This is a genomic window from Nonlabens ulvanivorans, from assembly GCF_000732625.1.
In the GTDB taxonomy this organism is placed as follows: domain Bacteria; phylum Bacteroidota; class Bacteroidia; order Flavobacteriales; family Flavobacteriaceae; genus Nonlabens; species Nonlabens ulvanivorans.
On record NZ_JPJI01000005.1, the window covers coordinates 49,452 to 64,193 of the forward strand.

Below are 14,742 nucleotides of genomic sequence, written 5' to 3' on the forward strand. Positions count from 1 at the left end.
CGTAAACTCTCAATTATGAAAATCCATAATTTTTCGGCAGGACCATGTATTCTACCACAAGACGTATTTCAACAAGCTTCAAAAGCGGTTTTAGACTTTAACGGCCTTAGTATTCTTGAGATATCGCATCGTAGTAAAGACTTTGTTGCTGTTATGGAAAAGGCTCAATCACTGGCATTAGAGCACTTAGGCCTTACTAATAAAGGCTATAAAGCACTCTTTTTAGGTGGTGGAGCAAGTATGCAGTTTTTAATGACTGCTTATAACTTATTAGAGAAAAAGGCAGCTTATTTAAATACAGGAACTTGGTCAGATAAAGCTATTAAAGAAGCTAAAGCTTTTGGTGATATTATAGAAGTAGCTTCTTCTAAAGATGCTAATTATAATTTTATACCTAAGGATTATCAGGTGCCAACTGATGCAGATTATTTTCATATCACTAGCAATAATACCATCTTTGGCACACAATTAAAAACAGTTCCTCAAGTTAATATTCCGCTAGTTTGTGATATGAGTAGTGACATCTTCTCTCGTCAGTTGGATTTTACGAAATTTGATTTGATTTATGCAGGAGCTCAAAAGAATATGGGACCAGCTGGTGCTACATTAGTAATAGTTAAAGAGGATCTTTTAGGAAAAGTGACACGTCACATTCCTTCTATGTTAAACTATCAAACACATATCAGTAAAGATTCTATGTTTAACACGCCACCTGTATTTCCTATTTATGTAAGCATGTTAACCTTAGAATGGTTGAAAAATAATGGAGGAATTGATGCCATAGAAAAAGCTAACAATGAAAAAGCAGCATTAATTTATGGTGAAATAGATCGTAATGAACTATTCCAAGGATTTGCAGCTGTAGAAGATCGTTCTAATATGAATGCTACTTTCTCTCTAAAAGATGAGGCTCATAAAGAAGCATTTGATAACTTATGGAATGCAGCAAACATAAGCGGCCTTAACGGTCATAGATCTGTAGGCGGTTATAGAGCGAGTATGTACAATGCATTACCTTTAGAAAGTGTTCAAGTGCTAGTAGATGTAATGAAAGAATTAGAAAAAAAGGCATAAGCAGTACAGATTTTATAGATGCGTAAAGGGAGATTTACTGATAAATTTTTATCACGAATCTCATAGAAATAAAGAGTAGTATAAAACCTAATTAAAAACTACAGTTATTGATTAACTGACAATAGACAATACAATTAAGATGAGCAAAAAAGTATTAGCAAACGATGGAGTTTCACAAAGCGGAATAGACAAGTTAACAGCAGCTGGTTATGAGGTAATTACTACTAACGTAGCACAAGATCAACTAGAAAGTTATATCAATAAACATGAAATTGCAGTATTGTTAGTGCGATCAGCAACGACAGCTCGCAAAGAACTTATAGATAACTGCCCTAACCTTAAGATTATAGGTCGTGGCGGTGTAGGAATGGATAACATCGATGTAGAATATGCACGTGAGAAAGGCTTAAAGGTTATCAATACACCAGCTGCAAGTAGCGCCAGTGTGGCTGAGTTAGTTTTTGCTCACCTTTATGGTGGTGTCCGTTTCCTTTACGACAGTAACCGCAATATGCCTCTAGAAGGAGATACGAATTTTAAAGGATTGAAAAAACAATATGCAAAAGGTTCTGAACTACGTGGTAGAACTCTCGGTATTATAGGAATAGGTCGTATAGGTCAAGAAGTTGCTAAAATTGCTGCTGGTGTAGGAATGAAAGTTGTGGCTCATGATTCTTATGCAGACACTGCTCCTACCGTTTCTTGGGAATTATTTGACGGACAAACCGTTTCTGTAGAGATTCCATTAGTTAGTAAAGAAGAATTGCTAGCACAATCAGACTTTGTCACTTTACATGTTCCTGCTCAAAAAGATTACGTAATTAGCGAGCTAGAATTTAATCAAATGAAAAAAGGCGCTGCTATTATAAATGCAGCTCGTGGTGGTGTTATAGATGAGGTGGCACTTGTAAACGCATTGGAATCTGAGCATATTTCATTTGCCGCTCTAGATACTTTTGAAAAAGAACCACAACCAGAAATGGTCTTACTTATGAATTCTAATCTATCTTTAAGTCCGCACATCGGTGCTGCGACTAATGAAGCTCAAGACCGTATAGGAACTGAACTTGCAGATCAGATTATTGAGATATTAGGATAAATAATTTCAAAACTGTGAAAAGTCGTGAATTGTTTCTCGGCTTTTTTATGGTATATAATTACGCTTTCGCGAAAGCGTAACAACAACACACTATTGCTATCTTTACAATCCAATAACGATACATGGACAATAATGACATTTTAAGACGCTTGCGATTTATACTCAATTTGAGTGACGATGCAATGATCGATACCTATGCTAAAGGTGGCGCACCAGTAACACGTGCTGAAGTAAGCGACTGGCTTAAAAAGGAAGAAGATGTAGATTTTAAAGAAGTTGTAGACGTTAATTTAGCGACCTTTCTTAATGGTGTGATTGTTAATTATCGTGGTAAAAAAGATGGCGTTACTCCTGAAGCAGAAATGGTTCTGGACAACAATACGATTCTGCGTAAACTTAAAATTGCTTTTAACTTTAAGTCTGATGAATTAATTTATATCTGGAAAAAGGCAGATGTCGAAATAAGTGAAACAGAATTAAGTGCTTTCTTTAGAAAAAAAACACATGCTAAGTATAAATACTTAAATGATCAATACTTACGTAAGTTTTTAAAAGGCTTTCAAATTCAGCGTAAAACACAACGTGAAAAAGAGGAGAAACGGAACTCTTACAAAAAGTAATATATAAAAAAAGCCTCATCGTTAATGATGAGGCTTTTTTTATGCATAGTTTCATTCAAGGATTATTCTTCTCGATCCTTCTTTTTAAAGACTTTCTTTTCTTTTATATAAGCTGGTATACCGATGGCAGCAACAAATATTAAGAAGTATCCAACATATTTTAAAGACAAGACTTGATCTCCACTAGCATAACTATGTAAGCCAGATAAGTAGAAATTCACACCGAAATAAGTCATTAAAATCGATAGAAAAGCAAGGATAGACCACAAATTAAATGTCCACCTACTTTTTAGTCCTGGTACTAATCTTAAGTGGAGTACAATGGCATAAACAAAGATGCTAATAAGCGCCCAAGTCTCTTTAGGATCCCAGCCCCAGTAACGTCCCCAACTTTCATTTGCCCACATACCACCTAAAAAGTTACCTATGGTGAGCATTATTAATCCTATGGTAATGGCTGCTTCATTGATATAAGTAAGTTGCTTAATATTTAAATCCATGCGCTTTTTATTCTTATCATTTGAAAAAATCATAAGTATAAAAGTGATAATTCCTAAAATCATTCCTAAAGCAAATGGTCCATAACTAGCCACAATAACAGCAACATGTATCATCAACCAATAACTATCTAGGACTGGTTGTATGTTTGCCACATCTGGATCTAACCAGTTTAAATGTGCAACCCATAATACTATAGCTACCACAAAAGCTGCCGCCGCCATCGTTAATTCGCTCTTACGACCTAGTAGCAAACCGAATAGCATGATTGCCCAAGCTACATACAGCAAAGACTCATATGCATCAGACCATGGTGCGTGACCACTGATATACCATCTAGTAATTAAACCTGCCATGTGAACGACAAACAATCCAATAATCACTACTTTATGAAATTGAATAGCGTATCGTAATTCTTTCAACGGTTTCTTCATTAAAATTTCAGAAACCAGTAGAATGATTAAGAAAACGCCAAACCATGCATACCACATGTAAAGGTTTCTAAAAACATCATATTTGTTATAGAGGATTTCAGCTTTAATTTTATTCTCGCTAGGCATCACCTCGCCTCCATATGCTTTTTGAAAACGATTAAGACTTGCTAATACTTGATCTGCCTCGGTATAATCTCCTTTTACCTTTCCATATCTCAATGTTTGAAGATATGCTGGTATAAACTGTTTAGTTAGTACAGAGTCAGTAGATTTAAATCCTGCATCATTCAATTCTGGATAAGAATACCATTTATTAATAGGATCATTAGGTTTAGGGAATATTCTAATCATAGAACTAGAAACCACCTGATCTAGTATTCCTAGGTTTGAGTTAACATCGATAAAATCTTTTTGAAAAGCATTTTTGCGATCCGACTGATTTGCTTCATCTAGATATGGTGCAAGTTTGAAAGCTATAAACTCACCGTCTGGAGATCTAAAAAAGTCCATCCCAGCAGCATATTTTCTAGAACGATCTATACCTAAAATATCTCTGATAGAATCATTTCCTCTTTTTAATCTAATCAATGGAACCTCATACCATAGGTTACCAAACTGCATCATACTTAACAAAGTCTGTTCTGGCGAAAGACGTACAACACTATCTCCTACCGTTGCTTCATAATAATCACGCTCTGATATCTTACGCAATAATTCAGAAGCTAGTGTACTAATAGGCTTCATACGACCATTATCCTGTATAATCACTTCACCAAACTTATCTGCCTGTTCTTGCGGTATCATATTAGCAACAATGATGCTATCCAACCTAGATACTGGCGTTTGTCTTAATTTAGTGTTTGTAGCCGTTACCTCTTGATGTTCTCCAGGAGCGTGATCGTGACCTTCATGTCCATCTTGGGCAAAGCTAAAAGTAGACATCAATAAGATGAGAACAGCGGTGATATTCAATTTGGCTTTTCTTTTATTAACACGTTTTATCAATCGTCCTAATTCACCAAATCGAGTATTAGGATCAAATAATAGGGCTAGTAATCCTAGATATAAAAGATAATAACCAGCATAAGTCACGGTCTTACCCCAAAAATCATAATTAACAGATAAGTGAGTTCCTAGTTCGTCAGGATCAAATCCTGCTTGAAAAAATCGATATCCTTCTTTATCTAAAACGTTGTTCATATAAATACGTTGTGAGGTACTCCCATTATCGTCGTTTACTAAAACTTTACTCTCAAAAGCGGCATATGCCTTCTCGGTACCAGGATGCTTATCTGCTATAAAATCCTCAAGAGTGATAGAAAATGGAAGTTCACGCATGATAGAACCATACTTAATGTAAAGATTCACTCCATTAACTTCAACATCTACATAATCAGACACTATACCTTTTCCACCTAGCATTTCTATTCTCTTACTATCACCACCAGATGTTACCGTTGCCTTTATCCCATAAGCCTTTGCCGCAGTAGGCTCAGGTGATTTAATAATACCAACGTTACCAGCTGTAATCGGTTCTGGAATCACAAACTGCATATTCCCTAAAGTATATAGAGATCTTAAATTTAAAGTCTGAATACTATCTTTAAAAACTTCGCCTTGCATCTGATCTGCCATACGCATGAACTGACCTTCAAAAGGTGTTTGAATAGTATAACCATTCCAGTTTTCTACAATATTGACAATGTCCTCTGCTGCTGCTAGTTCTGGATCTAAATTAACTCCAAAAAGTGTATTGTGTATTAAAGCCTTTTCACCATCTTTCAATAGGTGATCATGACGTGTTCCTTGTCCGGCTTCTACGATTTTAAGATAACGTTCTTTTCCATCTTCACTAGGTATTAAACCTTCTACAGCATCAAAAATCAATGTGTCGATTGTTATGGAAATGTCTTTATCATAAAACTCTTCATTTAAAGAGTAATCATAATCGTATGGTGTGATTAACATCTTATCCTTTATCTCACGCTGCATTTCTTGCCCATCTGGACTCATTCCTTGCATGATCACACTCATATAAGTTTCATCAGAATAAAAAGCCTCTTCTGTATTTCCTTCACGTATCAACATCATTCCTTCAAAAGAAATATAACGAGTAATACCAGCTCCTATAATGATAAGTATCCATGATAAATGTAAAGTTAGCGTCGCCCACTTTTTCCACTGTAATAATTGATAACGCTTTATATTCCCTATAAAATTGAGTACCAATAAGAACATCATTGCACTAAACCACCATGCGTTATAAATCCACTTTTTTGAAGTAGGTGTGTCATAAATATGTTCTATCCATGTACCTACCGCCATGCTCAACGCAAATGCAAATAATAAAAAAGTCATGGTTCTAGTAGAGAAGAGTAACTTGACAATCCAGTGGTCTTTCATAGCGCTGTTTTACAGTTTGCAAAGATACTTTACAAAACCCGTTTCACCTAGCTTGTAGGTCGTTCCACAGTTTGTATTTTTACAACATGATGGAGATAATTGTAATCGGTACTGGTAACCTAGGTTTAAATCTATGTAAGGCTATTGAAAATCAATATGTTAATAATGATTCCGCTTTCGCGAAAGCAAAAAACACGAACGTTAAAAATACCCTAAAATTAGTAGGTTACTACAACACGAGCGCTACGTGTATAGATACTCTAAAGGCACCACTACTCTACTCTATCAAGGCTCTTCCTAAAGCAGATCTGGTTATTATCGCAACACCAGATGATCACATCGTTAATGTAAGTACTACCATTAACAGTAACGCCATTATAGCTCACACCAGTGGTAGCGTTGCAATGCAGGCTGTATCTAACCATGTTAATCACGGTGTTTTTTATATACCACAAAGTTTCAGTAAGTCTAGAGAAATGAACTTTAAAGAATTGCCTATCTGTGTCGAGTTTAATAACAATATTGCTCAAGAAGGATTGGAGAAATTAGGCAATCAGTTGTCTAGCAAGCTTACATATCTTAATTCACAACAACGTGGACGTTTACACATCGCTGCCGTTTATATGAATAACTTTGTCAACCACTGTTATACAAAAGCCGATGAAATTTTAAATGAAGCTAATATTGATGCTTCTTTACTATATCCTTTAATGAATGAAACGCTTGCAAAAGCACAAGAAATAAGCCCATATGAGGCGCAAACAGGTCCTGCAAGGCGTAACGATGTGCAAACCATTGCGAGACATCTTGAGGCTATAAAATCTAATGATCGCAATATGTATGACGCGATTACACAATCAATTAAAAACACCTATGGCAATTAGTTATAAAGAATTATTACACGAGATTACAACCTTCTTCTTTGATGTAGATGGCGTACTTACCGATGGTAGAATGTTAATATCAGAAAGTGGCGAGTTATTAAGAACGATGAATGCCAAAGATGGTTATGCTATTAAAACTGCACTACAGCAAGGTTTTAATGTTTGTATTATTACTGGTGGTCGTAATAATGGAGTAAAGTCTAGGTTAGAAGGTCTAGGCGTTAAAGATGTATTTCTAGATGCGCATGATAAAATGAAATACCTTCATCAATATGCTGCTGCACATGATTTAAAACCCGAACAAATGCTTTACATGGGTGATGATATGCCAGATGTCGAGGCTATCGAGTTTGTAGGCCTAGGAACTTGCCCACAAGATGCTATAGCCGAAGTTAAAGCTGTAAGCGATTATATCTCACACAAGCATGGTGGTGATGGTTGTGTGCGTGATGTCATAGAGCAGGTTCTCAAAGTACAAGGAAAATGGCATGTGGCTGGTGGAAAGAATATTCAATCATCTTAAATAGATTATACATTTTCTACTATTATAATGACAATGCTTACATTTCTTAAATTAATTCGCTGGCCTAATGTTTTGATGACCATACTTGCACAATTGGTCATCGTTTATGCAATTTTAAATCCGTCTGGTGTTGATCTCGCTTTAAACTGGTGGCAACTTACATTACTTATTCTATCGACCGCATTATTAACCGCTGGTGGTAATGTTATTAATGATATACAAGATGTTGAAATCGACAAAGTCAATAAACCTGAAAAAGTTCTAGTAGGCAAAGTAATTAGCGAGAATAATGCGTTTACCATCTATGGTGTTTTAACGATTATAGCGGTTATTGCTGGTTTTGTTCTTTCAAACAGTCTTGACAAACCTATCATGGCCACTGTTTTTGTTTTTATAGCCTTTGTACTTTATATCTATGCTACCACCTTAAAAGGTATGTTGCTGATAGGGAATCTATTGATTTCATTATTAGTAGGGTTAGTAATTATGATTACTGGAATCTTTGAATTATATCCAGTGATAACACCGGTAAATCAAGGTGCGCAACAAGTCATGTTAAAGATATTATTTGATTTTGCCACTGGTGCATTTTTAATAAATCTAGCTCGTGAATGGGTAAAAGATTGCGAAGACATTAATGGAGATCATTCTGGTGGAAGAAATACGCTAGCCATTGCTATAGGCAGAATAAGAGCTGCACGAGTTGTAAGTATTTTTCTATTAGGCGTGATAGCCTTATTTGTGTGGTACATCTATAATTACCTTTATCAAAATCAAATAGCACTATTCTACTTTGTATTTATCATTATTGCACCACTTATGTATGTGATGTTAAGGCTATGGAGTTCTGAAAAAACAGCTCAATTCACATTGTTGAGTATGATTCTTAAAATCGTATTATTTGCCGGAATATGCTCTATGGCAGTCATCTCCCTAACTGTATAACTATGCTTCAAGAAAAATTTAAGAATACCGAAATCATTCTAGCGTCGCAATCACCTAGAAGACAAGAGCTTTTAAAAGGACTTGACATTAATTTCAAGATTGAAACCAGACCAGTAAATGAAGTATATTCTAATGATTTAAAAGGTGCACAAATCACTGATTACCTATCAGTTCTTAAAGCTGATGCCTTCATAAATGATTTAAAGGATGATCAACTATTAATTACAAGTGATACTATCGTTTGGTTCAATGATGCACCGCTGGAAAAACCTAAAAATGATCAGCATGCTATCGACATGATTACTTCAATGAGTGGTCAAGTTCATGAAGTTTATACCTCAGTTTGTTTTACCTCTACTACTCAACAAACCGTAATTAACGATTGTACTAAAGTGCATTTTGCAAATTTAACTGCTGCAGAGATTGAATATTACGTAAAAACATACCGACCAATGGATAAAGCCGGTGCATACGGTATTCAGGACTGGTTAGGCTATGCAGCGGTTACCAGGCTTGAAGGCTGCTATTACAATGTAATGGGATTACCATTGCCTAAGGTATATGGGTTTTTAAAGAGTTTATAAAATGAAAAAAGTCATTCTATTAATCATCATTCTATCCATTGCGTTGGGCACACTTTTTTACTTCTCACGTATTTCCTTTCAAATAGATGCCTTTAAATTAAAATTATGGGCCAGTGAGGTATTATTTTTTCTAGTAGTAGGAGCTATTAGTGGCTTTATCTCGTTAAGGCATGGCAAACGATGGAGCCGGAAAAAAGATGAAAGTCAATAATTATTTACACAAACTTGATGTGATTACGCTTTCGCGAAAGCAAACTTAAACTTTCTAAAAAGTTAAAATGCTATACGATTACTAAACGATTGTTTAGTTTTATAGTTCATAAATACAAGAATTATGAAACTAAAAAACAAATCCATTATTGTAACAGGCTCCTCCAAAGGAATAGGAAAGGAAATTGCTCTTCTACTCGCTCAAAACGGTGCAGAATTAGTCGTGAACTATCATTCAAATAAGGATGCCGCGGATCGGACAATTACAGAAATCCTTAACTTAGGTGGTGAAGCCATTGCTGTTCAAGCAGATGTAAGTGTTAAAGAAGATTTTACTAGATTATTTGACACTGCGATAAAGGCTTATGGTAAAGTAGACGTTCTTATTAATAATGCTGGTATTATGATTAACAAGCATGTTAAAGATTATACAGATGATGATTTTCAAGCTATTATAAATGTCAACCTTAAAGGTGTTTTTAACGGGCTAAAAGAAGCTGATGAAAAGTTAGCAGATCACGGAAACATCATTAATTTCTCTTCGAGCACTGTAAAAATGATGTTGCCTACTTATGGGTTATACTCTGCCTCTAAAGCAGCTGTAGAGCAACTAACTAGAGTGTTTTCAAAAGAAATAGGTCGTGGAATTTCAGTAAACTCCATTGCGCCAGGTCCTACAGAAACGGAACTTTTTTTAGAGGGAAAATCAGAAGAATTTATAGAAAAACTAAAAGGTATGTCTGCATTTGACAGAATCGCAGACCCTATAGACATCGCAAAGGTGGTATTATTTCTCGCTAGTGATGATTCAAAATGGATATCTGGACAGGTCATACTAGCAAACGGAGCTGTCGTTTAATAATCAATAAAATTATAATTATGAAAGATAAAACCTTACCTATCTATTAATACGTCTTATTATAGGTATAAGTATGCTGGGTCATGGATTAGTACGTTTACCTAAGATTGTAGCATTTAGCAACGGTATGGTGGCAAAATTCAGTGAATCTATGATCCCATCCTTTTTAGTAGAACCCTTTGGTTATGTTCTGACAATAGCAGAATTTTTACTAGGTGTTTTATTAGTGCTCGGATTGTTTACTAGACAAGCACTAACCGGTAGCATCATTACGATGATGTTATTAGTCTTAGGAAGCACGATGGTTGAAAACTGGACTGTGATTAACTCACAACTTATTCATGCAGCCGTTTTTGCATTTCTTTTATGGCACACCAATTATAATAATTGGTCGCTAGACACCATAATTAAAAATAAAAAGTAAACTTCTCTAACTTATATTAAGAATAAAATGAAAAAACTATTAGCCATAGCTTTTATCGCCAGTTTGATAACTACCAGCTGCAAAGAACAGATGGAAACTAATGTTTCTACAAACGATCAGAAACCTGACTTAGAAACAGATGCTCAATTTGCAAATCAAGCTCATCAATTAGTTTATGATATGGTGCAAAATGTGGGCAACTATAATCAACTGTTAGAAAAACAAAACGTTATTTACACTTATACTTACCAAACGCCTGATGGTAAGACAGACCAGTCAACAGAAATGTATCAATTTGAAGGCGAGCTTTCTTATGGTGCCTATCAAAAACATGAACGTACTTTCCCTGATTTAACTGGAACTATTGTACAAGGATATGATGGAACCAACTACTGGCTCAATCATAACAACCATAACATTCTAGATGAACAAAAATTAAAAAGAGTTGCTTTTAATAGGCCTACAAATTATTACTGGTTCACCATGATGCCTAAATTATTAGATCCTGGTGTAAATTATGATTATATAAAGGAAGAGTCTATAGGTGATAATACCTATGATATCATAAAAGTATCATTTGAATCAACAGATAATTCACCTAAGGATATTTATCAATTGTATATCAATCGCGATACAAAATTAGTTGACCAATTTTTGTTTACCGTTGCAGACTTCAATAAAATGGAACCTTCATTAATGCAAATGGAATATGAAAATATTGATGGATTATTAATACCTACAAAACGAAAATATAAAGCATCCGACTGGCAAGCAACGGTAACAGATGCTCCTTGGATATATGTTAATTGGACAGATATAAAATTCAATAATGATATAAACAACCAAGACTTTCAGAACAAAGCCATCTAGTTCAAATCTTTATAAACAAAAAAATCCACCTATCGGTGGATTTTTTTTCTAGAGACCAGCCCTAGATAATATGATAAATGTCTTCTAATTAAAACATCTCACGACCAGAGAAATGGAACGCGCCTTCTATAGCAGCATTCTCATCGCTATCACTACCGTGAACAGCATTTTCTCCCATACTAGTTGCATATAACTGACGGATTGTACCTTCTGCAGCATCTGCTGGGTTAGTAGCACCTATAAGCGTACGGAAATCTGCAACTGCGTTTTCTTTTTCAAGAATAGCAGCAACGATAGGTCCGCGAGTCATAAATTCAACTAACTCACCAAAGAACGGACGCTCGTTATGCACAGCATAAAAAGACTCAGCATCTGCCTTAGTCATTTGAGTTTTCTTCAACGCTACGATTCTAAAACCGCTTGCTGTGATTTTTTCAAGTATAGCACCGATGTGTCCGTTTTCAACGCCATCAGGCTTAATCATTGTAAATGTTCTATTAGTTGCCATCTTTATTTTTTTAAATAGGCTGCAAAAGTACTGATTTTTAATGGTTGCACATAAAATTAAAATAGTTAATTAAAACAGTTCTTTTTTGTTGTAATCAAGGTGGTTAAGAGGAACGGTCAATGATAATTATCATTAACCATTGCTAACAAAACAGAAAAGCACAAATCTCTAAATTTGTGTTTTTCAAATACTATGTAAAAAGCAAACTACTGTACCACCAATTTCTCTACCTTTTGCCCTACTTCACTTTTAATAGTCACAAAATATATTCCTGAGTTTAGATTTTCTAAAGAAATGCGCTGCGAGCTTTCATTACCAGTAAAGTTTGTCTGTGATATCGTTCTACCATTTAAGTCAACGATGGTAGCGCTTTTGATTCCTAAATCTGCTGTGATATTTACAAAACTGTTAGCAGGATTAGGATATAGCTGTATGCTAGAATCTGTTACTTCTACTATACTCGCCGTACTCATAACCGTTACGGTTTCTGTATTTGTAACAATCGGAGCGTTAAAATCAAAGAATATTTCGGCCGTATTATCAAAAGTATCTCCTACAGTTAATGTGTTCAAGGTTTTAATTTTAAATAACACATAACCATCATTAGTCGCATTATTAAAGTCAAGGTTGATGTCTTCATGGATGAACTCCACCACATTTCCTTCTCTGATTCTTGTGTAATAATCATGACTGCCACCTAGCGGAATCAATGTCGTGATATCAAATTGATTTAAATTGATTTCATCTTTTACAACAACGTTAATCGCGCTAGCTGTTCCTGTATTTTCAAAACGAATTATATAATGTACATACTCACCTACGTCTACTGGATCTATCGTTTCTCCTTCCAGACAGGTTTTATCATTAGGGTCATAACTATTGACTACCGTTTGGTCAAAAACCATCACATTATCTGCTGGCATTGCGTCTGTTCCTGTTCCTGTAACTGTTCCTGTATAGGTTATAATATCGCCACCATTTAATGGATTTACCGTTGCGGTTGGAGTATTTAAGGTCATTGTAAATTCATACTCTTCCATTTGGAATGGCTGTAGATTACTAAACGACCAACTCAATTGATTGCTTGGTGTATTTCCAGCGTTAGGATTAGTAGACAGCAAAGTCATAAAATCTTCTTCATAGTCTAGCGTTACCGTTCCACTAGAAGTCACATTTCCTTTATTCTTTATTACCACTTTGTAATCTGTATCAAAACCTGGTCTTGCTTGTTCTAATGGAACTACTATAACTTCTAGATCTTCTATTGTTCCGTTTGCGGTAACACAAAAGTCTTGTGTAAATGGACTAGCTTGGGTTGGGAAATCTACGACTACGTTAGGTGGTGAGAAGTTCCAGTAGGTTGGATTTTCTGGGTTTGGAGTGATGGTATGTTGACCATCTGAGACAGGAATTATATAATCACCATCTGCATTAGTGGAAATAAAACCTGAAACATTGCCATCTGTAGCATTTAAAACCAAGTTTGTAAATGACGGGTCCATAAGATCGCATCCATCGTTGTTCTCATCAAATATTAATGCACCACTAATTTCACTTGTTACTCCACCGGCTCCAAATGAACAATAACTATTAACCACGACATTGTTTAAGTTTTGACTTTGCAATTCATTAATCACTTTATTGTAATCAGAGATATTATCTCTAACACATATATATAATAATGTTGTATTATTATTAATTTCAAAATCATCCAATCTAGTGTTTTGCATATATAGTCTTTGTAATTGACCATTTATTGTTACATCCACACCTGCAAAAATATCTAAATTTTGAATAGAGAGTTCTCTCAAACCAAAACTACCGTTTATTTCAATATCATATAATCCACTAATTTGATCAAAATTCAAAGAAAAGAAATTATTCTCTTTAACCTTTAGTATATTAACTTCACTATTTGAATTCATCAAATTATTTAACGACGTATTATTTTCAATAATTAATCTAGAAATTCTATAATTGGAAATATCCAAGGTTGTTAAACCTGTATTAGAAAGAATATTCAAATCGCCATAATTACCTTCAACATCAATATTCGTGAGATTTGAATTCCCCATAATAGTAACATCAGGATATGCAGTCGATGCCACGGGATCTAATGTTAAACTGGTTAATGAAGTGTTTTGTAATGTCAATTCTCCAATATATTTATTGCTTAATGATGATATAGAAGTGATTGGGCAATCAGTTATATTTAGTTGACTAATAACAGAGGTTGGTCCAGTAAAATTAAGTGTTGATAATGGGCAATTTCGAATATTGATACCGAAAATTGTAGCCGTTTGAGGGAAATTAATTGAGGTAAATTGAGGTTCATCTTGTATAGTGATATACCTCAAATCTGTAAGGTTTCCTGCATCTAAACTTATTATTTGATTTCTAATCAAATCAATTCGATACAAATCTGATAAAGTTGAAACTGGTATTGTAGTTATTACTGTATCTGTTAGCTGGATTCCGGTCAGCCTAACAAATGACTCGATCCCTTGTAAATTAGTAATTCCATGAGTATTATTAATATTTAAAGCTTTCACTTGCCACGCCTCACTAAGTTCAATTTCGCCATCATTATTCAAATCGACATCTTGATCTAGTGTTCCGTTAAAATCTGTATCAATTAATAATTCTGTTCTTAAAAAGTTTTTAAATGCTGGGTCTGGAATATTTATAATTTGTCCAAAACAATTTATTGAACTAAGTAGAAGAACAGCAAGTATCAATTTTCTCATAATCAAATATTTCCTACAAATGAAAAAAAAAAAAAAATAGAACTAACTAATAATGAGAGA

At 34.7% G+C, this 14,742-nt stretch carries 14 protein-coding genes; 11 read left to right on the plus strand and 3 right to left on the minus strand.

The annotated features are described in order from the left end of the window. Window positions 1–15 precede the first annotated feature (15 nt). From serC to IL45_RS01100, 3 genes are all read left to right on the plus strand, one after another. Window positions 16–1,074 (plus strand): 3-phosphoserine/phosphohydroxythreonine transaminase, encoded by a 1,059-nt coding sequence (gene serC, locus IL45_RS01090; RefSeq protein WP_036579210.1) that lies wholly within the window; start codon window positions 16–18, stop codon window positions 1,072–1,074. Window positions 1,075–1,213: 139 nt separating this feature from the next. Beyond that, window positions 1,214–2,173, plus strand: a complete 960-nt coding sequence (locus IL45_RS01095) for a D-2-hydroxyacid dehydrogenase (RefSeq protein WP_036579213.1) — start codon at window positions 1,214–1,216, stop codon at window positions 2,171–2,173. Window positions 2,174–2,295: 122 nt separating this feature from the next. After that, window positions 2,296–2,793, plus strand: a complete 498-nt coding sequence (locus IL45_RS01100) for a YehS family protein (protein ID WP_036579216.1) — start codon at window positions 2,296–2,298, stop codon at window positions 2,791–2,793. Between the two features lie 62 nt (window positions 2,794–2,855). On the opposite strand, the gene ccsA is transcribed toward IL45_RS01100, so the two are convergent. Further along, window positions 2,856–6,128, minus strand: coding sequence for a cytochrome c biogenesis protein CcsA (gene ccsA / locus IL45_RS01105; RefSeq protein ID WP_036579219.1), 3,273 nt, complete (start codon window positions 6,126–6,128; stop codon window positions 2,856–2,858). Window positions 6,129–6,214: 86 nt separating this feature from the next. On the opposite strand from ccsA, the gene IL45_RS01110 reads away from it, so the two are divergent. From IL45_RS01110 to IL45_RS01145, 8 genes are all read left to right on the plus strand, one after another. Beyond that, window positions 6,215–7,012 carry a Rossmann-like and DUF2520 domain-containing protein gene (locus IL45_RS01110; protein ID WP_051788596.1) on the plus strand — a complete coding sequence of 266 codons (798 nt, stop codon included), beginning with the start codon at window positions 6,215–6,217 and terminating at the stop codon, window positions 7,010–7,012. Next, window positions 7,002–7,535 (plus strand): KdsC family phosphatase, encoded by a 534-nt coding sequence (locus IL45_RS01115; protein ID WP_036579222.1) that lies wholly within the window; start codon window positions 7,002–7,004, stop codon window positions 7,533–7,535. The genes IL45_RS01110 and IL45_RS01115 overlap by 11 nt, the downstream gene beginning before the upstream one ends. A gap of 33 nt (window positions 7,536–7,568) precedes the next feature. Then, entirely contained in the window at window positions 7,569–8,480 is a 912-nt protein-coding gene (locus IL45_RS01120) for a geranylgeranylglycerol-phosphate geranylgeranyltransferase (RefSeq protein WP_036579224.1), read from the plus strand. A gap of 2 nt (window positions 8,481–8,482) precedes the next feature. Next, on the plus strand, window positions 8,483–9,064 hold the full coding sequence (locus IL45_RS01125; protein WP_036579227.1) for a Maf family nucleotide pyrophosphatase: 582 nt from the start codon (window positions 8,483–8,485) through the stop codon (window positions 9,062–9,064). Window position 9,065: 1 nt separating this feature from the next. Beyond that, on the plus strand, window positions 9,066–9,275 hold the full coding sequence (locus tag IL45_RS01130) for a hypothetical protein (RefSeq protein WP_036579229.1): 210 nt from the start codon (window positions 9,066–9,068) through the stop codon (window positions 9,273–9,275). Window positions 9,276–9,398: 123 nt separating this feature from the next. Continuing rightward, entirely contained in the window at window positions 9,399–10,133 is a 735-nt protein-coding gene (locus IL45_RS01135; RefSeq protein WP_036579231.1) for an SDR family oxidoreductase, read from the plus strand. A gap of 49 nt (window positions 10,134–10,182) precedes the next feature. Further along, a complete protein-coding gene (locus IL45_RS01140) occupies window positions 10,183–10,557 on the plus strand; it encodes a DoxX family membrane protein (protein ID WP_036579233.1) in 375 nt (124 codons plus the stop codon). Window positions 10,558–10,584: 27 nt separating this feature from the next. After that, entirely contained in the window at window positions 10,585–11,427 is an 843-nt protein-coding gene (locus tag IL45_RS01145; protein WP_036579235.1) for a DUF6503 family protein, read from the plus strand. Window positions 11,428–11,515: 88 nt separating this feature from the next. On the opposite strand, the gene IL45_RS01150 is transcribed toward IL45_RS01145, so the two are convergent. Together IL45_RS01150 and IL45_RS01155 are read right to left on the minus strand one after the other, a co-directional pair. Continuing rightward, window positions 11,516–11,935 carry a nucleoside-diphosphate kinase gene (locus tag IL45_RS01150; protein ID WP_036579237.1) on the minus strand — a complete coding sequence of 140 codons (420 nt, stop codon included), beginning with the start codon at window positions 11,933–11,935 and terminating at the stop codon, window positions 11,516–11,518. A 206-nt stretch (window positions 11,936–12,141) separates the two neighbouring features. After that, window positions 12,142–14,682 (minus strand): DUF7619 domain-containing protein, encoded by a 2,541-nt coding sequence (locus IL45_RS01155; protein ID WP_051788599.1) that lies wholly within the window; start codon window positions 14,680–14,682, stop codon window positions 12,142–12,144. Window positions 14,683–14,742 lie beyond the last annotated feature (60 nt).